Origin of the sequence: Paraburkholderia sp. RAU6.4a (assembly GCF_050435625.1) — a bacterium.
GTDB classification, from domain to species: Bacteria; Pseudomonadota; Gammaproteobacteria; order Burkholderiales; family Burkholderiaceae; genus Paraburkholderia; species Paraburkholderia tuberum.
This window is the reverse complement of record NZ_JBNDKQ010000003.1, coordinates 1,918,162-1,938,835: the sequence shown is the minus strand read 5'-3', so window position 1 is coordinate 1,938,835 and position 20,674 is coordinate 1,918,162. Positions and strand designations below refer to the sequence as shown.

At 66.7% G+C, this 20,674-nt stretch carries 21 protein-coding genes; 14 read left to right on the top strand and 7 right to left on the bottom strand.

Translation table 11 applies throughout. The annotated features are described in order from the left end of the window. Positions 1-5 precede the first annotated feature (5 nt). Positions 6-749 carry a (5-formylfuran-3-yl)methyl phosphate synthase gene (locus tag OKW40_RS33510; RefSeq protein ID WP_429493446.1) on the top strand — a complete coding sequence of 248 codons (744 nt, stop codon included), beginning with the start codon at positions 6-8 and terminating at the stop codon, positions 747-749. A gap of 7 nt (positions 750-756) precedes the next feature. Here the strand turns inward: OKW40_RS33510 and OKW40_RS33505 are convergent, their stop codons facing one another. The 3 genes from OKW40_RS33505 to OKW40_RS33495 form a co-directional block, all read right to left on the bottom strand. After that, the gene (locus tag OKW40_RS33505; protein WP_429493445.1) at positions 757-1,347 is read right to left on the bottom strand and encodes an aspartate kinase; all 591 of its coding nucleotides are present in this window, start codon (positions 1,345-1,347) and stop codon (positions 757-759) included. Positions 1,348-1,513: 166 nt separating this feature from the next. Next, complete coding sequence (locus OKW40_RS33500) at positions 1,514-2,623, bottom strand: hydantoinase/oxoprolinase family protein (protein WP_429493444.1); 1,110 nt, start codon at positions 2,621-2,623, stop codon at positions 1,514-1,516. After that, positions 2,620-3,663: an ATP-grasp domain-containing protein gene (locus OKW40_RS33495; RefSeq protein ID WP_429493443.1), complete on the bottom strand. Its 1,044-nt coding sequence runs from the start codon at positions 3,661-3,663 to the stop codon at positions 2,620-2,622. Before OKW40_RS33495 ends, OKW40_RS33500 begins: the two co-directional genes overlap by 4 nt. A gap of 13 nt (positions 3,664-3,676) precedes the next feature. On the opposite strand from OKW40_RS33495, the gene OKW40_RS33490 reads away from it, so the two are divergent. The 12 genes from OKW40_RS33490 (at position 3,677) to OKW40_RS33435 (ending at position 15,192) form a co-directional block, all read left to right on the top strand. Continuing rightward, the gene (locus OKW40_RS33490; RefSeq protein ID WP_429493442.1) at positions 3,677-4,426 is read left to right on the top strand and encodes a HisA/HisF-related TIM barrel protein; all 750 of its coding nucleotides are present in this window, start codon (positions 3,677-3,679) and stop codon (positions 4,424-4,426) included. 218 nt (positions 4,427-4,644) lie between these two features. Further along, positions 4,645-6,036: a formylmethanofuran dehydrogenase gene (locus OKW40_RS33485; RefSeq protein ID WP_429493441.1), complete on the top strand. Its 1,392-nt coding sequence runs from the start codon at positions 4,645-4,647 to the stop codon at positions 6,034-6,036. Beyond that, positions 6,033-7,742, top strand: a complete 1,710-nt coding sequence (locus OKW40_RS33480) for a formylmethanofuran dehydrogenase subunit A (RefSeq protein WP_429493440.1) — start codon at positions 6,033-6,035, stop codon at positions 7,740-7,742. The genes OKW40_RS33485 and OKW40_RS33480 overlap by 4 nt, the downstream gene beginning before the upstream one ends. A 10-nt stretch (positions 7,743-7,752) precedes the next feature. Continuing rightward, a complete protein-coding gene (gene fhcD, locus OKW40_RS33475) occupies positions 7,753-8,724 on the top strand; it encodes a formylmethanofuran--tetrahydromethanopterin N-formyltransferase (RefSeq protein ID WP_429493439.1) in 972 nt (323 codons plus the stop codon). Next, complete coding sequence (locus tag OKW40_RS33470; protein ID WP_429352403.1) at positions 8,721-9,557, top strand: formylmethanofuran dehydrogenase subunit C; 837 nt, start codon at positions 8,721-8,723, stop codon at positions 9,555-9,557. Before fhcD ends, OKW40_RS33470 begins: the two co-directional genes overlap by 4 nt. Positions 9,558-9,636: 79 nt before the next feature. Then, positions 9,637-10,221 carry a cytochrome b gene (locus tag OKW40_RS33465; RefSeq protein ID WP_409259691.1) on the top strand — a complete coding sequence of 195 codons (585 nt, stop codon included), beginning with the start codon at positions 9,637-9,639 and terminating at the stop codon, positions 10,219-10,221. Continuing rightward, on the top strand, positions 10,218-11,252 hold the full coding sequence (locus tag OKW40_RS33460; RefSeq protein WP_429403641.1) for an alpha/beta fold hydrolase: 1,035 nt from the start codon (positions 10,218-10,220) through the stop codon (positions 11,250-11,252). Before OKW40_RS33465 ends, OKW40_RS33460 begins: the two co-directional genes overlap by 4 nt. Beyond that, positions 11,249-12,163 (top strand): pyrroloquinoline quinone biosynthesis protein PqqB, encoded by a 915-nt coding sequence (pqqB, locus tag OKW40_RS33455; protein WP_184067279.1) that lies wholly within the window; start codon positions 11,249-11,251, stop codon positions 12,161-12,163. The genes OKW40_RS33460 and pqqB overlap by 4 nt, the downstream gene beginning before the upstream one ends. 72 nt (positions 12,164-12,235) lie before the next feature. Further along, positions 12,236-13,003: a pyrroloquinoline-quinone synthase PqqC gene (gene pqqC / locus OKW40_RS33450; RefSeq protein WP_429493438.1), complete on the top strand. Its 768-nt coding sequence runs from the start codon at positions 12,236-12,238 to the stop codon at positions 13,001-13,003. Next, positions 13,000-13,278: a pyrroloquinoline quinone biosynthesis peptide chaperone PqqD gene (gene pqqD / locus OKW40_RS33445; protein ID WP_090809033.1), complete on the top strand. Its 279-nt coding sequence runs from the start codon at positions 13,000-13,002 to the stop codon at positions 13,276-13,278. Before pqqC ends, pqqD begins: the two co-directional genes overlap by 4 nt. Positions 13,279-13,282: 4 nt before the next feature. After that, on the top strand, positions 13,283-14,533 hold the full coding sequence (gene pqqE, locus OKW40_RS33440; protein WP_429493437.1) for a pyrroloquinoline quinone biosynthesis protein PqqE: 1,251 nt from the start codon (positions 13,283-13,285) through the stop codon (positions 14,531-14,533). Continuing rightward, on the top strand, positions 14,530-15,192 hold the full coding sequence (locus OKW40_RS33435) for a response regulator (RefSeq protein WP_184064647.1): 663 nt from the start codon (positions 14,530-14,532) through the stop codon (positions 15,190-15,192). The genes pqqE and OKW40_RS33435 overlap by 4 nt, the downstream gene beginning before the upstream one ends. Here the strand turns inward: OKW40_RS33435 and OKW40_RS33430 are convergent. Next, positions 15,162-16,160: a histidine kinase gene (locus tag OKW40_RS33430; protein WP_429493436.1), complete on the bottom strand. Its 999-nt coding sequence runs from the start codon at positions 16,158-16,160 to the stop codon at positions 15,162-15,164. The genes OKW40_RS33435 and OKW40_RS33430 overlap by 31 nt on opposite strands. A 179-nt stretch (positions 16,161-16,339) precedes the next feature. On the opposite strand from OKW40_RS33430, the gene OKW40_RS33425 reads away from it, so the two are divergent. Continuing rightward, on the top strand, positions 16,340-18,727 hold the full coding sequence (locus tag OKW40_RS33425; RefSeq protein ID WP_429493435.1) for a TonB-dependent receptor: 2,388 nt from the start codon (positions 16,340-16,342) through the stop codon (positions 18,725-18,727). 259 nt (positions 18,728-18,986) lie between these two features. On the opposite strand, the gene OKW40_RS33420 is transcribed toward OKW40_RS33425, so the two are convergent. Genes OKW40_RS33420 through OKW40_RS33410 form a run of 3 tightly spaced genes read right to left on the bottom strand, consistent with a single transcriptional unit; the run spans position 18,987 to position 20,525 of the window. Continuing rightward, a complete protein-coding gene (locus OKW40_RS33420) occupies positions 18,987-19,535 on the bottom strand; it encodes a hypothetical protein (protein ID WP_429493434.1) in 549 nt (182 codons plus the stop codon). Continuing rightward, positions 19,504-19,989, bottom strand: a complete 486-nt coding sequence (locus tag OKW40_RS33415; protein WP_090809023.1) for a hypothetical protein — start codon at positions 19,987-19,989, stop codon at positions 19,504-19,506. Before OKW40_RS33415 ends, OKW40_RS33420 begins: the two co-directional genes overlap by 32 nt. Further along, positions 19,986-20,525, bottom strand: coding sequence for a hypothetical protein (locus tag OKW40_RS33410; RefSeq protein ID WP_429493433.1), 540 nt, complete (start codon positions 20,523-20,525; stop codon positions 19,986-19,988). Before OKW40_RS33410 ends, OKW40_RS33415 begins: the two co-directional genes overlap by 4 nt. Between the last annotated feature and the right edge of the window lie 149 nt (positions 20,526-20,674).

Sequence of the window (20,674 nt, the reverse complement as noted above, 5' to 3'; positions counted from 1 at the left end):
CCCCGATGACCGCATTGCTCGCGAGCGTCCGCTCGGCTGACGAAGCATTCGACGCCGCCCGCGCCGGCGCCGAGCTGATCGACCTGAAAGAGCCGGACGACGGCGCGCTCGGCGGCCTGTCGATCGGCGCCATCACGACTATCGCGCAACAACTTCGCGCGCGCTACCCGGTCAAGCCGATCAGCGCAGCGATCGGCGACGTGCCGGCCGACGCGTTCGACGAGATCGCCGCGCGCGTGATCGACGTCAGCGATGCCGGCGTCGACTATGTGAAGGTCGGCGTCGCGCGCGGACCGGCCGCGCGCCGCTGCATCGAGCAGCTCGCGAATCTGCCGGCTAGCGTCGTGCCGGTGCTGCTATGCGACGGCGGCATGGACGACGAACTGGTCAGCCACACCGCGGCGCTCGGGTTCGCCGGCCTGATGTTCGATACCGCGAGCAAGGACGGCGGCACGCTGTTCGATCACGTCGATGTCGACTCGCTCGCGCGCTGGTTGCGGCTCGCGCGTCAGTGCGGCGCGATGGCGGGCATCGCCGGTGCGCTCGGCTGGGCGCAACTGCCGCAGATCCGCGCGCTGGCGCCTGACGTGGCCGGTTTTCGCACCGCGCTGTGCGCCGACGGGCGCCGCTCGCGGCTCGACCCCGAGCGCGTCGCGCAATGGGCGAGCGCGTTGCATCGGCCAGTTGGAGAGATTCGCGTCGATGGCGCGGCGCCGTTGCCGGGCTCGACCAACGCGACGCGGTTGTAGCAGCCGCTCACATCACCGGAATATTCAGCAAACGGTCGCGCATCAGCGCGACGTTGCTCTTGTCGAGCAATTCGACCACATAGTTCGCATCGTTCACGTAGTCGACGAACTTGCGGTCGATCACCCCCGACGCGGCCAGCGTTTCGAGCGGATCGTCGGCGGCGATCGGACAGGATTTGACGACGATCAGCCGCTCCGCGTTGAGCATCGTCGATAGCCAGGCGGCGAGGCTGTCCGAGGTCGTGTCCCAGTTGCTCATCGCGTCGGGCGTGTCGCGCATCAGCGCGGTCGGCGCCCACACGGCGACGTGACCGTCACGCAGGGTGCGGCGAATCTTCGCCTCGCTCGACGCGATCACCAGTTCGGGCGAAACGCCCTGCATCAGCAGCGCATATTGCGTCATCGCGAGCAGACACATGTTGTGCGCGGCCAGATCGTCGAAGTTCCACTCGCCCTGGTACTGGCGGACCTTGTCCGCGAAATCGCCGCCGCCGGGCACGATCACGACCCGTCCGCCGCCGACTTCGCATAGCTCACTGAGCCAGTGGCGCAGTGCCGGGTCGTGACTCAGGCTGCCTCCGATCTTGACCACCCACATGACTGTTGCCCTCGTGTCCAGTTGAGTGCCCGGCCGGGTCGCGTCGTTTCGCAACCTCGTTCATCACCGAACTTGTCCCGCTCGCCATATCGTGTCCCCTGCCCCTCTTTGCGCTACTCGTGCGCCGGCGCGCCGCGTCCCCGGATTGCGCGCCGCGCCTCTCAACTCATGCCGCGCGCGCCGCGATACCACGCGCGCCGCGCCGTTGGGCGCCCGGCTCGCGCGCCGCGAGCAGCGCGACCGCCACGCTCGGCGCGCAGGTCGCCGCCCATGCCGCGCAAGCATCGGGCACGCCCGCCAACGCGCCGAAATCGATATAGCCGCGCGCCTCGTCGCGCGCCAATGCGGCGACGAGGAAGCGGCCGCAGCCGGCGCCCACCAGCGGCGCGGCCGCGAGCGCCGGCTGCGCGGCGACCACCCGCATCAGGTTCGCGCCGATTTCGCGCACCTGCAGCGCGCGCCAGCGCCGCGCAAAGTGCAGCCATTCGACGTCCGACGCGTCGTGCGCGTCGTGCCCGATCATGCGCGCGAGCCGCGCGCGGCTCGCCGCCTGCGTCTTCGGCCCCTGGTCGGCGCTCGGCTGCACGTCGTGCAGCGGGTCCAGTTCGCCGGTCAGCCGGTAGACGTCGGCGCTCGTCGCAAACCATTCGTTCATCACGTTCAGCATGGCGCCGCCGAATTCGATCCGCTGCGCGACGCCGCACAACGGCGTGCGCACGACGCCGTGATACACGAGTTCGCCGGTCGCGAGCCGGCCCGCATCGGTCGCGGCACGCGCGACGACGCGGCCGTCGACGATCGGAATGATGTCGGTGGTGGTGCTGCCGATGTCGATCAGCAGCGCGTTCGCCATGCAGGTAGCGACCCAGCTCGCGGTCGCGAGCCAGTTCGCCGACGCGACGTGACGCCAGCCGGCCGCGCAGTCGGCGGCGGCGAGCCAGCCGGCGTCGCCGGCGTAGAAACGCAGTGATGGACCGAGCCGCTGCGCGAGCGCGGCCACGATCGCGCGCACGCCTTCGGCGCGATCCGCGAACAGGTCGACCATCTCGCCGGTCATCGTCACCGCATGCTGCGCGGCGTCCGTGCGGGCCTGGGGCCAGCGCTCGAAGACGAGCTCGATCGTGCGGTGCAGATGGTCGAGCCCCTGCCAAAGCGGACACGGCCATTGCACGACGTCCAGCACGGCGTCGCCGCCGTCGACGAGCGACACTTTCACGTGCGCGCCGCCGATGTCCCAGCCGAACCGCGCCGCCGGGTTCGAACGGGCGGGGCTCAAGGGCGCACCTCGTACGTCGGCGAATTGACGCGCGCCGCGCCGCAGCGCTCGATGCGCACGCCATGCGCGGCCAGCAGCGCGCGCGTCAGGCCGCTGCCGCGCGCCGCCGACAACCCCGCATAAGCGACCGTCAAACGCGGATTCACTTCGATCACGACCGGCCCGAGTTGCGGATGCCACACGACATCGATGCCGACGAAGCCGCGCAAACCTGGGATGGCCCGCGCGACGCGATGCGCGAGCGTGTCGAGCGCGCGGCCCATGTCGCTGTGCTGGTCGATCTGATCGACCAGCACGCCGTCGAACTCGACGATCCGCGCAACATCACCCGACGCGTCGCCGCCGCTCAGCCCGATCTGCTGACGGTTGATGCTGAGGAGCTTGGTGGCGTCGCCGCGGCAGATCAGCGACAGGCTCAACGGCTCGCCATCGACCCACGCCTGCAGCACCGGATTGCGCGCCGCCGCCGCGCGCGCCTCGTACTCGGCGCAGGCATCGGCGAAGCGCTCGTACACGATCGTGTCGAGGCCGCCCGCGCCGTCGTCCGGTTTGACCACCCACCGGCCGTCGTGCTGCGCGGCTGAGTCGCCGGGTTCTAGCGCCGGCGTCGTGGCAATGCCATGCGCGGCAAGACACGCCGCCGTCGCGCTCTTGCTCGACGCGACGCGGATCGCTTCCTTCGCGCAGCCGAGCCAGCGCGCAGTGCCGACCGCATCGTGAAAGCGCAGCAGCAGCCCGTCGCATTCCGGCGCGACGACCCACGCGTAATCGTGCTCACGCGCCGCGCGCGCGACGAACGCCGTCATCGATTCGCCGGGTGCGGCCATACAATGGGCCTCGCCCGCCCCTGGCGTTTCGAAGCGCGAGGTCGCGAACGTGACCTGCACGCCGTCGAGTTCACGCAGAGCGTCGACCAGCGCGTCGCGCATCACGCGTCCTTCGACGATCAGCGCGCTCAAATCGGCGAGACTGCCCGGGCCGGCGAGCTGGGGGTCGATGCCGCCGCCGGTGAGATACTCGTAGACAAAGATTCTGGTCAAAGGAAAGCCCCCTATGCAGGTGATACCTGTTCTCGATCTGCTCGACGGCCAGGTCGTACGCGCGGTGCGCGGCGAGCGGAGCGCCTATCGGCCGATCCAGTCCCGCCTCGTCGCGACGAGCGACCCACTTGCCACCGCCCGCGCGCTGCTCGAAGCCAGCGGCGCGCGCACGCTCTATATCGCCGATCTCGGCGCCATCCTGCAGCGCGGCGCGCATGCTTCGACGCTCGCCGCATTGCGGGCCGCGCTGCCCGGCATCGAACTGTGGCTCGACGCGGGTTTCGCGGACTACGCGTCGATGCGCGCGCTATTCGAGCGCATCGACGACGCCATCGATCAACACGACAGCCCTGCTGCCGCTTCCCACCTCGCGACTCTCGTGCCTGTGTTCGGCTCGGAGACGCTGCGCGATATCCACGCACTGCACGCGGCTCAGCGCGCCGGCCTTGCGCCGATCCTGTCGCTCGATCAGCGGGCGGGCGAACTGCTCGCCGCGGCCGCGCTCGACCGCTCGTCGGCGTGGTGGCCGCCGCGCGTGATCGCGATGACGCTCGACCAGGTCGGCAGCTACGCCGGCCCCGATCTCGCGACGTTCGAGCGCGTGCGCGCGCAAGCCGCCGCGCACACCACGCTGATCGGCGCGGGCGGCATCCGCAATCGCGACGATCTGGCCGCCGCGGCCGGCACCGGCGCAAGCGCCTGGCTGGTGGCGTCCGCGCTGCACGATCGACAGATCGACTGCGCGAATTCCGATTCCGCGTAGGCCTTCCATACAATTTCCATGCCACGCGTCCTGACAGCGCTGTCGGTAAACGCAACACAAGCCGGACTGTTCGCGTGTGACACTCTGCTTGACACTCTGCTCCAGAACGGCACACATTTTGTATGGCGCGGTGGGCCTTTGACGCGCGCGCCGACGCAGGATCAGGCACCCTTACCGCAGGGTCGAAAGGTCGGCATGGAGCTTGCTAAACCTGCCCCATGCATAGCCCCTCCATCGATCCATCGACCCCCAGCCCGAGCGCAACGCGCGCCGCGGCGCTCACACGCGACTGGATCTGTCCGTTCTGCCCTTTGCTGTGCGACGACCTGGCCGCCGCTGCCCACGACGACGGCACGCTCGATGTGCCGGACACCGAATGTCCGCGGCTCGCTCACGCGCTCGCGCAGTACGGCGCGACGGACGCGCAATGCGCTTGCACCGTCGATGGCAACGAAGTGGACAAGGATGCCGCGCTGGCGAGCGCCGCGCAGTTGCTCGCGAACGCGCGCCGCCCATTATTCGGCGGCCTCGCCACCGACGTCGCCGGCACCCGCGCGCTGTATCCGCTTGCCGCCGCCTGCGGCGCGATCCTCGATCATCTGCACGGCGATGCGCTGACGCCCGCGACGCTCGCTTTGCAAGACCGTGGCTCGTTCTTTACGACGCTCTCCGAAGTGCGCGCGCGCGCCGACCTGCTGGTGTTCTTCGGCTGTCAGCCGTCGCGGCGCTATCCGCGCTTTTTCACGCGCGCGCTGGCGGGCACCGAACTCGCGCGCGAGCTGGTCTTCGTCGGCTGCGAAGCGGACCCCGCCGCGGCCGGCTTCGCGCAAACGCGCATCGACACGCTGCTGCCGGACACCGATCCGTACGACACGCTCGCGCTGTGGTCAGCGCTCGCGGAAGGACGCGACGCCGCCGCGCTGAGCCACGGCGATGGCAGCGCAGCCAACGTGGCAACCGCGCTCGCGTCGTTGCACGCACGCATCGCCGGCGCGCGCTATACGGTGGTCGTCTACGAACCGGCCGCACTGCCCGCGCCGCACGCGGCGCTGCTGATCGAAGCGCTGAACCGGATCGTGAAGGCCGTGAATCGCACGACGCGCGCGGCATGTCTCGCGCTCGGCGGCGACGACGGCGCGTTGACGGTCAATCAGACCGTCACGTGGCTGTCCGGCTTGCCGCTGCGCACGCGCGTGTCGATGCCGGCGCACGCCGCGGGCACCGCGGCGCTCGATCACGATCCGTACCGCTATCGGACGGCTCGGCTGCTCGCCGAACGCGAAGTCGATGCGCTGCTGTGGATCTCGGGCTTCGCGCCGCACGCGTGGCCGGCGTCGCTCGATCCCGCGCTTGCCCTGATCGTGCTCGGTCATCCGGCGCTCGCCGATGCCGCCAGGGCGCGCGGCGCGAACACCGTGTTCGTGCCGGTCGCGACACCGGGCGTCGATAGCGGCGGGCATCTGTTTCGCGTCGACGGCACGGTCGTGATGCCGCTCACCGCCGCGCGTGGTGCCGCGCTGGAGTCGGTGGCGTCGATTGCCGCGAAGTTGAGCGGGCGATTGAGCAGGCAATTGAGCGAACGCTCGAGTACGCGCGAGGATCAGCCATGACTCTCGTCCGGCTCAAGGGCGGCACGGTGTTCGACCCGATCCACAACGTCAACGGCGAGCGCCGCGACCTGACGTTCCGCGACGGCCGCATCGTCGACGTGCCCGCCACCACGCCCGTCGATCGTGAATACGACGCGACCGGCATGATCGTGATGGCGGGCGGCATCGACCTGCATTCGCATATCGGCGGCGGCAAGACCAATCTGTCGCGCCTGCTGCTGCCCGAGGATCATCGCGCCGATGCGCGGGGCGCCCATGCGCCGCGCGAGGCCGCCTACGAAGCCGCGCGCGACGACAACGGCCGCTACCTGCGCCTGCCGTCGTGCGGCGTCTGCACGCCGGGCACGCTCGCGACCGGCTACCGCTACGCCGAAATGGGCTACACGGCCGCGTTCGAGCCGGCGATGATGCCGTCCAACGCGCGCCACACGCACCTCGAAATGGGCGATACGCCGATCATCGATCACGGCGCGTACGTGATGCTCGGCAACGACGAGCTGTTCCTGCGGATGCTCGCCGCGCGCGACGACTTCGAACGTCTGCGCGATTACGTCGGCTGGACGATCGCCGCGAGCAAGGCGCTCGGCGTCAAGGTGGTCAACCCCGGCGGCATCTCGGCGTTCAAGTTCAACCAGCGCTCGCTAAACGTCGACGAGCCGCACGCGCACTACGGCATCACGCCGCGCGACGTGCTGCGCACGCTGACGCGCGCGCTGACCGAGCTGCGCGTGCCGCATCCGCTGCACGTGCACACGAGCAACCTCGGCGTGCCCGGTAACCTCGCCTCGACCATCGCGACGATGGACGCCGCCGACGGTCTGCCGATCCATCTGACGCATATCCAGTTTCACAGCTATGGCACCGAGGGTTCGCGCAAGTTTTCGTCGGGCGCGCGGCAGATTGCCGAGGCCGTGAACGCGCGGCCGAACGTGTCGATCGACGTCGGCCAGATCATCTTCGGACAGACCGTCACGGCCTCCGGCGACACGATGATGCAGTTCCGCAACGCGCCGCTCGCGCGGCCGCACAAGTGGGTGGTGGGCGATATCGAGTGCGACGCGGGTTGCGGCGTGCTGCCGTTCCGTTATCGCGAACAGAGCTACGTGAACGCGCTGCAATGGATCATCGGCCTCGAAATCTTCCTGCTCGTCGACGACCCGTGGCGCGTCGCGATGACCACCGATCATCCGAACGGCGGACCGTTCACGAGCTATCCGCATTTGATTCGCCTGCTGATGGACAAGCCGTTTCGCGATGAGCAACTGGCGAAGCTGCATCCCGAGGCGCAGGTCGCCAGCGCGCTGCCGGAGCTCAAGCGCGAATTCTCGCTGTACGAGATCGCGATCATCACGCGCGCCGGTCCCGCGCGGCTGCTCGGTCTGCGCGATCGCGGCCATCTCGGCGCGGGCGCGGCGGCGGACATCGCCGTCTATCGCGACGAGCCGGACCGCGAGCGGATGTTCACGTCGCCGGCCTATGTGTTCAAGGACGGCGAACTGGTCGCGCGCGACGGCACGCTGGTCGCGACGCCGACGGGCGGTATCCATTTCGTCGCGCCGCAATTCGATCGCGGCATCGAGACAACGCTGCGCGCGTATAGCGACGCGAACCTCGCGAGCAACTTCGCCCACGCCGCGATCAGCGACGACGAAGCCTGCCGCTGCTGCCGCGGCGGACGACTACTGCCCATCGAATGTCTAACCTGACGCGTCCACGATGAACGCTCCCGCCCCGCTCGACATCAACGGCACCGCGATCGACGCGACCTTCGCCGAAGCCTTTCCGATGAAGGCGACCCGGCTCGTGATCACCGCGCACACGCCGACGTGGGCGATGCACGCGGCGAACTCGCTGGCGGGCTTCGCGACCTCGGTGATCGGTTGCGGCTGCGAGGCGGGCATCGAGCGTGCGCTCGCGCCCGCTGCCACGCCCGACGGCCGGCCCGGCGTCGCGGTGCTGTTGTTCGCGGTGTCGTCGAAGGAGCTCGCGAAGCAGATCGGGCGGCGCGTCGGCCAGTGCGTGCTCACCTGTCCGAGCACGGCCGTCTACGGCGGCATCGATCCGGCCACGAGCCGCGCGCCGCTGTCGGACCCGGCGCCGCTCGGCAGCGGGCTGCGCTTTTTCGGCGACGGCTGGCAGATCGCGAAGATGATCGACGCGGGGAACGGACCCACGCGTTACTGGCGCGTGCCGGTGATGGACGGCGAGTTCGTCTGCGAAGACATGGCGACGACGGTCAAGGCCGTCGGCGGCGGCAACCTGCTGCTGCTCGCGCGCGACCTCGGCGCCGCGCTCGCGGCGGCCGAAGCCGCGGTCGCCGCGATGCGCCGGCTGCCGAACGTGATCATGCCGTTTCCCGGCGGCATCGTGCGCTCGGGCTCGAAGATCGGCTCGAAGTACGCGGGCGCGACCGCGTCGACCAACGACGCGTTCTGCCCGAGCCTGATCGGCCTCGCGCGGCGCAGCGAGTTGAGCGCGGACGTTGGCTGCGTGCTGGAAATCGTCATCGACGGTCTGACCGACGCCGACGTCGGCGCGGCGATGACGGCCGGGATCGGCGCGGCCGCCGGACTCGGCCGCGCGGCCGGCGTGCTGCGCATTTCCGCGGGCAACTACGGCGGCAAGCTCGGGCCGTACCACTTTCATCTGCACGAACTGGCGGCGGGACTCAACGGGAGTCACGCATGAGCACGACCACGTTGCGCGTGAAGACACCACCCGGCTTTCGCGTCGATGCCGCAGCGCTGTCACCCTCGGCGCTGGCCAGCATGAGCGTGGCCGAGATCGAGCGCATCGTGCTGCCGGCCGGCAACGAGCGCTGCGTGGTCGGCGACGTCTTCGAGGTTTCGCGCGACGACGCGCCTGCGTCTGGCGACGACATGGCCACGCTGCTGATCGACGACGCCGCGCGGTGGCTGGACCGGCTCGGCGCGCAGATGGACGGCGGACGGCTCGTCGCGCGCGGCTCGGTCGGCGACTACAGCGGCTTCAGAATGAGCGGCGGCTTGCTTGAAATCGACGGCGACGCGGGGCACTTCACCGGCTGCGAAATGCGCGGCGGACGCGTGACGGTGCGCGGCGACAGCGGCGACTTCGCCGCCGGCGCACTGACGGGCGATATGGAAGGCATGAGCGGCGGCACGCTGACGATCCACGGCAACGCCGGCGCGCGGCTCGCCGACCGGATGCGCCGCGGCCTCGTGCTGGTCGGCGGCAACGCGGGCGACTTCGCGGCGTCGCGGCTGGTGGCGGGAACCGTCGGCGTGGCGGGGCAACTGGGCGCGCATTATGCCTATGCAATGAGGCGTGGCACGCTGCTGCTCGCGCAACGGCCAGAGCCACTGCCGCCCCCTACTTTCACCGGCGGCGGACACGGTTTCGACGTATTCTGGTCATTGCTCATACGCAGTCTCGCGGCCGAAATCGCGCCGTTTTCGCAGTGGCGCGCGGACCGTCTGCCGGTCCGTTTCACGGGCGACCTCGCGGTCGACGGCCGCGGTGAAATACTGATCGCCGGCTGAACCAGCTATGTCAGCCGCGACTGAAACGGTGTTCGGCAAAAAAGAAACGTCCCGCAACGATGTTGCATGGAGACAGGGCATGAGGACAGCGGATTCTGCAAACGCGAAGCCTGATATCGACGTCAACGCAAATGCCAGCGCCGGCGGCCCGCGCTATGCCGGGCTGCTGATCGCGCTGCACTGGCTGATCGCGCTCGGCATCGTCGGGCTGCTCGCACTCGGGCTTTATATGGTCGGCTTGCCGAAGGGCTTGCCCGTCAAGGCGACGCTGATCAATCTGCACAAGTCGCTCGGACTGACGGTTTTCCTGCTGGTGCTTTTGCGCATCGTCGCGCGGCTGGTCCTTCACCGGCCTCCGCTGCCGCCGATGCCACCGTGGCAACGCGCCGCCGCGCGCACTACGCAGGGTCTTTTATATGTCGGCATGGTGGCGATGCCGCTTGCCGGGTATCTCGGCTCGTCGTTCAACACCTACGGCACGCGCTTCTGGGGCATCCTGCTGCCGAAGTGGGGCTGGGACGACGCGCATCTGCGCGCGCTGTTCTTCGGCCTTCACCACGCCATCGGCTTCGCGCTGATCGCACTGATCGTGCTGCACGTGGCGGGCGCGTTCAAGCATCAGTGGATCGATCGCGACAACCTGCTCGCGAGGATGCTGCCATGACGATGCGAGGCTTATCGGGCCACACGCAGGCGGCCGCCCTGCTCGAAGTCCATACGCTGCGCACGCGCGATGGTCATCGCGTTTGGTATGCGCTGGCCGGCGCGCGCGACGGCGTGCCGGTCGCGGTGCTGCACGGCGGCCCGGGCAGCGGCAGTCAGCCCGGCGTGCTGCGGCTGTTCGATCTGCAGCGCTTTCGCGTCGTGCTGATCGACCAGCGCGGCACCGGTGCCTCGACGCCGCACGGCAGCGTGCGCCACAACCGCACCGACTATCTGATCGCCGATCTCGAAGCGATTCGCGCGCGGCTCGGCTTCGCGCGCTGGGGCGTACTCGGCGGATCGTGGGGCGCGGCCCTCGCGCTCGCGTATGCGGGGCGGTGTCCGCGGTCGGTGACGGGCGTCGTGCTGCGCGGCCTGTTCCTGACCTCCGCGCGCGAAGTGCGCGGTTTGTTCATCGCGTCACGCAAGCGCGCGCCGCGTGCGTGGTCGAGACTGCGTGCCGCTGCTCGCTGCGAGCAGCCCGCGACACTGGCCGCGCGTTGCGGTGACACCTTGCAATACGGCGCGAATGAAGCGCGGCAACGCGCGCTCGCGCTGGCCTGGCGCGGCTATGAAAACGCGGTGCTCGCGAGCGCATCGCCACGAGGCGCCGCACAACGAGGTGCGAACCTGCGAAACCCACGCGAATCCCAACGCCAAGCGCGCAAGCTGATCGGCAAATACCGGATTCAGGCGCACTACCTCGCGCATCGCTGCTGGCTCGGCGAGACGCGTTTGCTGTCGCTCGCGCGCCGCGCGGCGGCGGCCGGGGTATCGATTGCGGCCGTGCATGGTGGGCGCGATCCGGTGTGTCCGCGCGGCAATCTGCGACGTCTGTCGCGCGTGGTTCCGTCGGCGCGCGTCGAGTCTGTGAGCGCGGCGGGTCATCTGGCGAGCGACCCCGCGCTGCATGCATGCGTCGCGCAGGCGCTCACCGCGATGTTCACTCCCACCGTCGAAGAGGGGCGCAGCAGCATGCGTCGCGCGGCATGAAGATCAAGGTACTCGGCTCGTCGGCGGGCGGCGGCTTTCCGCAGTGGAACTGCAATTGCCGCAATTGCGACGGAGTGCGTCGCGGCACGGTGAAGGCGACGCGCCGCACGCAGTCGTCGATCGCGGTCAGCGCGAACGGCGAGGACTGGCTGCTCGTCAACGCATCGCCCGATCTGCTCGCGCAGATCGCCGCGCATCCCGAACTTCAACCCGCGCGGCGCGCGCGCGACAGCGGCATCGCCGCGGTGCTCGTGATCGACGCGCAGATCGACCACGTGACCGGCCTCTTGATGCTGCGCGAACGCGACACCCCGCTGCCGCTATACGCGACCGATGCGGTCTGGCAAGACCTCCGCTCCGGCTTTCCAGTCGCGCCGATCCTGTCGCACTACTGCGGAGTCGAGCACCGCCGTATCGCGCTCGACGGCGCGCCGCTCGCCGTCGACGCGCTGCCCGGCATCCGCATCGACGCGCTGCCGCTGTCGAGCAAGGCGCCGCCGTACTCGCCGCATCGCGATGCGCCGGAGCGCGGCGACAACATCGGACTCGTGCTGACGAACCTGCAATCGGGCCGGCGCGTGTTCTACGCGCCGGGGCTCGGCGCGATCGAGCCGCACGTGCTGGCGGCGATGCGCGAGGCCGATCTGCTACTCGTCGACGGCACGCTGTGGACCGGCGACGAAATGATCCGCCTCGGCCTGTCGAACAAGACCTCGGCGGATATGGGCCATCTGCCGCAGAGCGGCGCGGGCGGCATGATCGAAACGCTCGATTCGCTCGGCGCGAAACGCAAAGTGCTGATCCATATCAACAACACGAATCCGATCCTGATCGAAGACGGCCCCGAGCGGCGCATGCTGGGCGAGCATGGCATCGAGGTCGCGTACGACGCAATGAGCTTCGAGCTTTGAAGCGCGCAGTGAAGAGTACGGAGCGATGCGGTAACGAGGCGCGGCTGTGAACGACGATAAAACGGAGACGGCATGAACGCGAAAGACATTCAGGACACGACACCAACAACACCAACACGCGACGTGAGTACCACGGGAACTCAAGGCATCGACCGACCCGCCTGGAGCCGTGAAGAATTCGAGGCGCAGTTGCGCGCGAAGGGCACCGCCTATCACATCCACCATCCGTTCAACGTGAAGATGAATAGCGGCGGCTGCTCGCGCGAGCAGATTCGCGGCTGGGTCGCGAACCGCTTCTACTACCAGATCAACATTCCGCTGAAGGATGCGGCCGTGCTGTCGAACTGTCCGGACCGCGAGACGCGCCGCCGCTGGGTGCTGCGCATTCTCGATCACGACGGCTACGATGGCGCGGAAGGCGGCATCGAAACCTGGGCGCGTCTCGCGGATGCGGTCGGCCTCACACGCGACGAACTGTGGTCGCTCGAACACGTGACGCCGGGCGTGCGCTTCGCCGTCGACGCGTATGTGAATTTCGCGCGCCGCGCGCCGTGGCAGGAAGCGGTGTGCTCGTCGCTGACCGAAATGTTCGCGCCGCAGGTGCATCGCGACCGGCTCGCGAGCTGGCCCGAGCACTATCCGTGGATCGAACCCGAGGGCCTCGCGTACTTCCGCTCACGCATTTCGCTCGCGCAGCGCGATGTCCAGCACGGACTCGAGGTCACGCTTGCCCATTTCACGCGCCGCGATCAGCAGGAACGGGCGCTCGACATCCTGCAGTTCAAGCTCGACATTCTGTGGACCATGCTCGACGCGATCGAGAAGGCGTTTGCGCAATGAACGACTCGACACGCGCCGACCCCGCCACGCCGCTCGCGATCGCCAAGCCATTTCGCCTGCAATGGGAGCCCGCGCAGAACGCGCACGTGCTGCTGTACCCCGAGGGCATGGTGAAGCTCAATCAAAGCGCGGGAGAAATCCTCAAGCGCTGCGACGGCACACGCGACATCGATACGCTGATCGCCGACCTCGAACAGGCGTTCAACACGACCGGCATCGGCAGCGAGGTGCGGGCCTTCATCGCCGACGCGCATGGGCGCGGCTGGCTGGAGTAGCGCGATGACCGATCTTTCTCAAGCTGGCTCTCAACCCGGCGCGCAAGTGCAAAGCGACGCGGCCGCCGTCGTGCCGCCGCCGCTGTGGCTGCTCGCGGAGCTGACCTATCGCTGTCCGCTGCATTGCGCGTTCTGCTACAACCCGCTCGACTACACCGATCACAACCGCGAACTGACCACCGGGCAATGGCTCGACGTGCTGCGCGAGGCGCGCGCGCTCGGCGCGGTGCAGCTCGGCTTTTCGGGCGGCGAGCCGCTGGTGCGCGACGACGTCGAAGTACTCGTCGAAGAAGCGCACAGGCTCGGCTTCTACACGAACCTGATCACGTCGGGCGTCGGTCTCACCGATCAGCGCCTCGGCGATCTGAAGGCCGCCGGGCTCGATCACATCCAGCTGTCCTTCCAGGATTCGACGCAGCAGTTGAACGACTTCCTGAGCAGCACGCGCACCTTCGAGCTGAAGCAGCGCGTCGCCGTCGCGCTCAAGCGGCACGGCTTTCCGATGGTGATGAACTGCGTGCTGCATCGCTACAACCTGCCGCATGTCGACAAGATCATCGAGATGGCATTGGCTCTCGGCGCCGAATATCTGGAGCTGGCGAACACGCAGTTCTACGGCTGGGCGCGCGAGAACCAGGCGCAACTGATGCCGACGCAACAGCAGCTCGAAGAAGCCGAAGCGGTGGTCGCGCGCTATCGCCGCACGCATGGCGAGCGCTGCAAGATCTTCTTCGTCGTGCCCGACTACTTCGAGCGCCGCCCGAAGCGCTGCATGAACGGCTGGGGCGCGGTGTTCCTCGGCGTCGCGCCCGACGGCGCCGCGCTGCCGTGTCACGCGGCGCGCGGCCTGCCCGGCCTGACGCTGCCGAACGTGAAGGACATGCCGTTGCGCGAGATCTGGTACGACAGCGACGCGTTCAACCGCTTTCGGGGTTTGCGGTGGATGAAGGAGCCGTGCCGCAGCTGCGATGAAAAGGACCTCGACCTCGGCGGCTGCCGCTGCCAGGCCTTCCTGCTGACCGGCGACGCGGCCAACGCCGACCCGGTCTGCGACAAGTCGCCGTTTCACGACACCGTGGTCAAGATCGTGCGGCGTGCAGCATCGGGATCTGCATCCGCAACCGGGGCGACAGCAGCGGCCCGCGAACAGCCGATCCTGTTCCGCAACGACGCCAACTCACGCAAGTTCGCGGCCGCTGCCCGCGAGCCCGACGCCGGCGGCGATAACCGGGCGTCACCCGGAGTCCAATCATGAGTGCCGACACTATCTCCGTTCTGCTCGTCGACGACCATGCGGTCGTGCGCGAAGGCTACCGGCGTCTGCTCGAACTGAATGCCGACGTCGAGGTGTGCGGCGAAGCGGGCGACGCCGCGCAGGCCTACCAGCGTTTTTGCGCGCTGCGGCCCGACGTGGTCGTGATGGATGTGGCGCTGCCGGGCGCAAGCGGCATCGAAGCGATGCGGCGCATGCTCGCGCGCGAACCGGACGCGCGCGTGCTGATCTTCAGCGTGCACGAGGAATCGATCTTCGTGCGGCGCGCGCTCGACGCGGGCGCGCTCGGCTACGTGACCAAGGCAAGCGCGCCCGACGTGCTGGTCGAAGCGGTGCGCTCGATCGCGCGGCGTGCCCGCTACCTGAGCCCGGACATCTCGCAGGCGCTCGCGCTGCGCACCGCGTTCAACGAAGGGCCGCCGGGGCGTCAGTTGTCGGCGCGCGAGTTCGAGGTGCTGCGGCTGCTCGTGCAGGGCTATACGCTGCCGAGCATCGCCGAAAAGCTGGGCTTGAGTCAGAAAACGGTGGCCAACCACCAATCGGTGATCCGGCAGAAGTTCGGCGCCGACAACGGCGTACAGCTCGCGCAGATGGCAAGCCGCCTCGGGCTTCAGTTCACGGGCTCGGCCAGCCCCGCCTGAGCGGGCACGCGCGCGCAGAACAGAAACCCGCGCTGCGGCTCGCTCGCGATGTGAAATTCGCCGCCGAGCGCCTCGACGCGTTCGCGCATGCCGATCAGCCCGAGCCCGCTGCGCGGCTTCGTCAGATCGGTGCCGGGGCCGTCGTCGGCCATCGTGACGACGATCTCGTCGATCTGCGCGCCGTTGTGTTCGCGCGGCGCGCGCACCATGAACAGTTCGACGCGCGAGCGGCGCGCGAACTTCGACACGTTCGTCAGTCCTTCCTGCACGAGCCGGTACAGCGTGATCGTCAACGCATCGCTGAGGCCGCTGAAATCCCCTTCGATCGTCATCGAGAACGACGCTTCGGGCAAGCGCTCGCGCCAGCCGTCGACGCAATGTTCGAGCGCGGTCGGCAAGCCGAATTCGTCGAGACCGATCGGCCGCAGGCGGCGGATCATGCCGCCGATCTCGCGGTACACATGGGTCGCGCTCTGCATCAGCCCAAGCGCGATGCGATGAATTTCCGGCTCGCGCTCGCCCGATAGATCGCGGATGCGCGCCGCGTCGAGCGAGATCGCGTTCAGGTATTGACCCAGCTCGTCGTGCAGCTCCCGCGCCAGATGGCGGCGCTCCAGTTCCTGCGCCTGCAGCGCCTGACTGGCAAGGCGCCGGTTGTCGGCGAGCAGTCGTTCGGCCTGTTCCTCGAGCATGCGGCGATGGCGCAGTTCGCGGCGCGCATCGCGATAGCGGCGCCACGCGAACCACGCGAGCGCGATCGACAGCACGAACAGCGCGCCCGGCAACTCGTCGAGCTGGAAGCGCTCCATGCCACGCGTGAACCGGTAGACCTTCTCGCTGACATCGAAGGCGGCGCCGAGCACCGCCGCGAGCACGGTCACGGCGACGACCCAGCCGAGGTCGCGCCATATCGGCGACGATGGCGGCGCTCGGTCAGCGGAAGAGGAATGGATCGGTTCGCTTGACATGACGCTTGCATTCTACTCAGCGCCGGCACGCGCAGCGGGTTTTGCGCGAGTTTGGGAACGCTTCCCCGGCAGATCGGGAAAAGCTCCCGCGCGTCTTACAGACGCGTATGCGAAGCTTTACACCAACGTCAAACAACGCGCGACACGCGTACAAATCAAGCCGGCAGGAGACAATAACGATGAGCATGCGATCACAAGCACGCCGCAAACGCCGGCTTCAGCGGCGTGCCGGCATCGCCTTCTGCGTCGGCGGCGCGCTCGCCGGTCTGTCCACGAGCGTATGGGCGCAGGCGGAGCCGCCAGTCGCGGCGTCGGCGCCGTCCCCGGCGTCTTCCGCTGCCTCTTCCGCTGCCTCTTCCGGCACGGCCGACGGCAACGCCAACAGCAACACGACACCCACCACGACCCTCGCGCCGATCGTCGTCGTAGGCACCACGCCGCTGCTCGGCATCGGCACACCGCTCACGCTGGTGCCGGCCAACGTGCAGACGGTCCACGCGGCCGATATCCAACGGCAGGGCCGCCAGACACTCAGCGACTACCTCGCGGCGAATCTGCCTAGCGTCACGATCTCCGACGCGCAGGGCAACCCGTATCAGATGAACCTGTTCTATCGCGGCTTCACCGCGTCGCCGCTGCTGGGCACGCCGCAAGGTTTGTCGGTATTCGTCGACGGCGTGCGCGTGAACGAACCGTTCGGCGACGTCGTGAACTGGGACCTGCTGCCGCAACAGGCGATCGACACGATGCAGCTGATCCCCGGCTCCAATCCGACTTTCGGCTTCAATACGCTCGGCGGCGCGCTGTCGATCACGACGAAAAACGGCAAGGACAACCCGGTCGGCGAGGCCGAAATACAGGGCGGCTCGTGGGGACGCAAGGCCGCGCAGATCGAACAGGGCGGCACGATCGGCCAGAACCTCGACTACTACTTCACCGCCAACGCCGCGAACGACAACGGCTGGGCCGAGCAGAACGAGAGCCGCATCCGCCAGGCGTTCGGCAAGCTGCGCTATACCGACGCCGACACGACGCTGTCGTTATCGGCCGGCGGCGCGGACAACGATCTGCACGGCGCGCAAACCATTCCGCGCTCGTTCCTCGGTAACCCCAGGCAACCGTACACGTATCCCGATCAGAATCAGAACAGCGCCGGCTATCTGACGCTGTCGGGCGATCATTACTTCAACGACAACGTCGAACTGAGCGGCAACGCGTACTACCGGCACTTTCGCAATGCCAACACCAGCAGCAACGTCAACAACGACTACGGCACGATCAATCCCGACGGCAGCGTCGATACGTTGCAGGCGACCAACGTACAGTCCACCGTGACGACCGACAGCTACGGCGCGAGCCTGCAACTGACGCTGCTCGGCAAGCTCGGCGGCATGCAGAACCAGTTCATCGCGGGCATGGCCGTCGATGCCGCCGACTCGCGCTTCACGCAGTCGTCGCAGGACGCGACGTTTACCGATTCGCGCGCGACGGTCGGCATCGGGAATTTCGCACAGCAGACCAACGCGAACACGCACAACACGAACTACGGCATCTACCTGACCGACACGCTGTCGCTGACGCCGCAGTGGTCGCTGACGCTGTCGGGACGCTACAACTGGGCCGATGCGACGATCGGCGACGAATCCGGCACGCAGCCGCAGCTCGACGGCCACCATACGTTCTCGCGCTTCAATCCGGCGGTCGGCATCAACTGGAATCCGACGCCGGCGCTCACCGCCTACGCGACCTACAACGAGGGCATGCGCTCGCCGACCGCGATCGAGCTGGCCTGCGCCGATCCGAACGCGCCGTGTTCGCTGCCGAACGACTTCATCTCCGATCCGTCGTTGCAGCCGGTCATTTCGAAGACCTATGAAGTCGGCGCGCGCGGCAGGATCGGCGGCAACACGACATGGAGCGCGGCTGCCTACAGCACGACGCTCGACAACGACATCGAGTTCATCAGCAGCAACGGCGCGGGCAGTTCGCAGGGGTTTTTCCAGAATGTCGGGCGCACGCGCCGGCAAGGCGTCGAACTGGCTGGGCAGACGAAGTACGGTCCGTTCACGGTGACCGGCAGCTATAGCTACGTCAATGCGACCTACCAGTCGACATGGGTCGAAAGCAGCCCCAGCAACTCGAGCGCCGACGCGAACGGCAACATCACCGTGCATCCCGGCGATCACATCCCGAGCATTCCGGCGACGACCGTCAAGCTGCGGCTCGATTACGCGGCCACCGCGAAATGGCGAATCGGCACGAATCTGACGTGGCGCGGCAGCATCTACGCGCAGGGCGACGAGAACAACCAGGACGTGAACGGCAAGATCTCCGGCTATCTGTTGATCGATATGGACACCAGCTACCAGGTGACGAAACAGTTGCAGGTGTTCGCGTCGGTGTCGAACCTGCTCGACAAGCGCTATGCGAGCTTCGGCGCGCTCGGGGAGAACTTCTTTACCGGACCGGGCAATACGTTCAACGGCACGGCGCCGGTCAACGAGCAGTTCGTCGGGCCGGGTGCGCCGAGGGGGTTCTGGGTGGGGATGAGGTATGCGTGGAAGTAGTGGTGCTTGGCGGGGCGGATCGCATGGCTTCGCTCCTTCCGCAGCCTGAGGCTTCGTCACGAGCGCAATGCCGGGGAACGCGGCGCGGATTTTGAGGAATATGTACGCCTCGTCGCGGCACCCGTAAGCCCGACGTCTGATGCCTAACGACTTCGTGCTCGCGGGATCGAGTTGATAAGCGACGTGGCCGATGCTCAGTCGTGGTGGTGCCGCTTGCCTGCGTGACCCGCCTTTAAATGGCCCCGCCGAAACGGGTCGTTCAACCCGTTTTTATCGAATAGAGGTCGCGCAGGATTTCGTTTTGCTGCTTGCGAATTGAATAATGGCAACGCGCTCCCGTGACATCGTACATATCCACGTGTGTTTTTGGCGGTTCTTCAATATTCCAATCATAAGCTAGTTTAGGGGCTAGATCGCAAGCCTTTGCCGATTCATCTTGTGCGCGCATGTACCGATCGAGCTCAGCCTTGCTCGCGCCTTTGATGCCTCGTGCGGATTTAATTGAATTCGCCAGTTTCTTGTTGTCGACTTCAAGGGATCTTGCATGATGCTCATAGCAATCAAAATCTCCAAATCCGCCACCGCCCAGGTACTGCATGCAATTCGAATCGTTGAACACCTCATCGGCAAATATCGGCCGAAAGCTGCAAAGCGCCATGACTAGCAAGAAGCACCTCAAAAATTTATTCAATGTCGATACCTCTGCCATGTCGAGCATCACCTGACGATTACCAGGAATACCGGTAATGAGGGGACGCTCAATGTCCAGTCTCTCCTTACGACAAGGACCAGGGATCGACCTTGCCACCCTCGATCACGAAATGCTTCGCGTCGGGATTCGAGGGGAATAGGCGCCAGTCCTCATCATCAGGTATCGCATCCGCAAGAATGACTAGTCGCATATCTCTCGCCAGCAAAATGACGGCATCACCGTTCTCGCCCGCCTCGATATTCAAAACAGCCGTTGGGCCATGTGTCACAAGGAGATCACGGATTCGTTCCGTTGTCACTCTCGTTCTCTCTTCAGACGCTGCGAAGTCCGAATAAGACGCAACGATCACGTGTCCCTGCTCGATGCGCCAGTCGCACTGAATATGGAGCGCCCAATCGCCCAGATACTTGATGGTTCCTCTGCCGGTCTTTACCTCCCGAAGCGGACCGAACTGTAACGTAAGCATGTCGGCCGCGTGCGCCACTCCGCTAACGTTAAGCCCGATCAAGGCGGAAAGGTGAAGTCCTACCTGCTCTTTCGTATCGATCATTCCAATTTGTCTCCAAACAGGTCCAGGGCGCGCTCCATCATGCCGTGATACTCAAGATCGTCCATCTGAATATCGTAGTGAAGGCGGCGTGCTTGATTCTTGCTTAGTCCAAGTGCTTTGACCACCGCCTTAAATTGCTTGTTCTGCGCCTGATTGTTACCGGGCCGACCATCGGCGCCGGCGAGCTGCACAGCGTCGCCGTCCGGCATGTCGGGCTGATAGACGAACGACTGAGCATTGCCGAGATTCTCCGGCACGCGCGGGCTGCTGCCATAGAGCGAGCTTGCCATGCTCGCGTCGTCCGCTTGTCGTGAGCGCCCGCGACAATCGCACGCCCATGCGGTGCCCAGGGCTACGGCCATCTCGTAACCGTTTGAATACGACTTCAGCCTATCGAACGGAAACCATTCGCCGGTTTCGGTGTTCAGCGCCATTGCGGATGGCATTGGCGGAAAGTTTGAGTAGATCGAATAGGTGATACGGCAAAGCAGGCATTCTTCCTCGTCCCCAGTGCCGTCCTGTTTCTGTTGTTCCATTTGAACTCTTCTGATTTTCCAGAAAACACCCGACGAATTAACCATCTAAATGAATCGCAGTCAACAGTTTTAATTTAGGATAGATCCGTTTTGACAAACATTGACAATAAACGTCAAAAAAACGGCAGACCTGTGACTCCTGGCTTTAC

Bases quoted from the DNA above. Each gene is read 5' to 3' on its own strand.
- OKW40_RS33415 (WP_090809023.1), bottom strand. From the start codon at position 19,989: ATGATCGATACGAAAGAGCAGGTAGGACTTCACCTTTCCGCCTTGATC.
- pqqC (WP_429493438.1), top strand. From the start codon at position 12,236: ATGAACGCGAAAGACATTCAGGACACGACACCAACAACACCAACACGC.
- OKW40_RS33490 (WP_429493442.1), top strand. From the start codon at position 3,677: ATGCAGGTGATACCTGTTCTCGATCTGCTCGACGGCCAGGTCGTACGC.
- OKW40_RS33470 (WP_429352403.1), top strand. From the start codon at position 8,721: ATGAGCACGACCACGTTGCGCGTGAAGACACCACCCGGCTTTCGCGTC.
- OKW40_RS33480 (WP_429493440.1), top strand. From the start codon at position 6,033: ATGACTCTCGTCCGGCTCAAGGGCGGCACGGTGTTCGACCCGATCCAC.
- fhcD (WP_429493439.1), top strand. From the start codon at position 7,753: ATGAACGCTCCCGCCCCGCTCGACATCAACGGCACCGCGATCGACGCG.
- pqqD (WP_090809033.1), top strand. From the start codon at position 13,000: ATGAACGACTCGACACGCGCCGACCCCGCCACGCCGCTCGCGATCGCC.
- OKW40_RS33460 (WP_429403641.1), top strand. From the start codon at position 10,218: ATGACGATGCGAGGCTTATCGGGCCACACGCAGGCGGCCGCCCTGCTC.
- OKW40_RS33505 (WP_429493445.1), bottom strand. From the start codon at position 1,347: ATGTGGGTGGTCAAGATCGGAGGCAGCCTGAGTCACGACCCGGCACTG.
- OKW40_RS33510 (WP_429493446.1), top strand. From the start codon at position 6: ATGACCGCATTGCTCGCGAGCGTCCGCTCGGCTGACGAAGCATTCGAC.
- OKW40_RS33410 (WP_429493433.1), bottom strand. From the start codon at position 20,525: ATGGAACAACAGAAACAGGACGGCACTGGGGACGAGGAAGAATGCCTG.
- OKW40_RS33435 (WP_184064647.1), top strand. From the start codon at position 14,530: ATGAGTGCCGACACTATCTCCGTTCTGCTCGTCGACGACCATGCGGTC.
- OKW40_RS33425 (WP_429493435.1), top strand. From the start codon at position 16,340: ATGAGCATGCGATCACAAGCACGCCGCAAACGCCGGCTTCAGCGGCGT.
- pqqB (WP_184067279.1), top strand. From the start codon at position 11,249: ATGAAGATCAAGGTACTCGGCTCGTCGGCGGGCGGCGGCTTTCCGCAG.
- pqqE (WP_429493437.1), top strand. From the start codon at position 13,283: ATGACCGATCTTTCTCAAGCTGGCTCTCAACCCGGCGCGCAAGTGCAA.
- OKW40_RS33430 (WP_429493436.1), bottom strand. From the start codon at position 16,160: ATGTCAAGCGAACCGATCCATTCCTCTTCCGCTGACCGAGCGCCGCCA.
- OKW40_RS33465 (WP_409259691.1), top strand. From the start codon at position 9,637: ATGAGGACAGCGGATTCTGCAAACGCGAAGCCTGATATCGACGTCAAC.
- OKW40_RS33485 (WP_429493441.1), top strand. From the start codon at position 4,645: ATGCATAGCCCCTCCATCGATCCATCGACCCCCAGCCCGAGCGCAACG.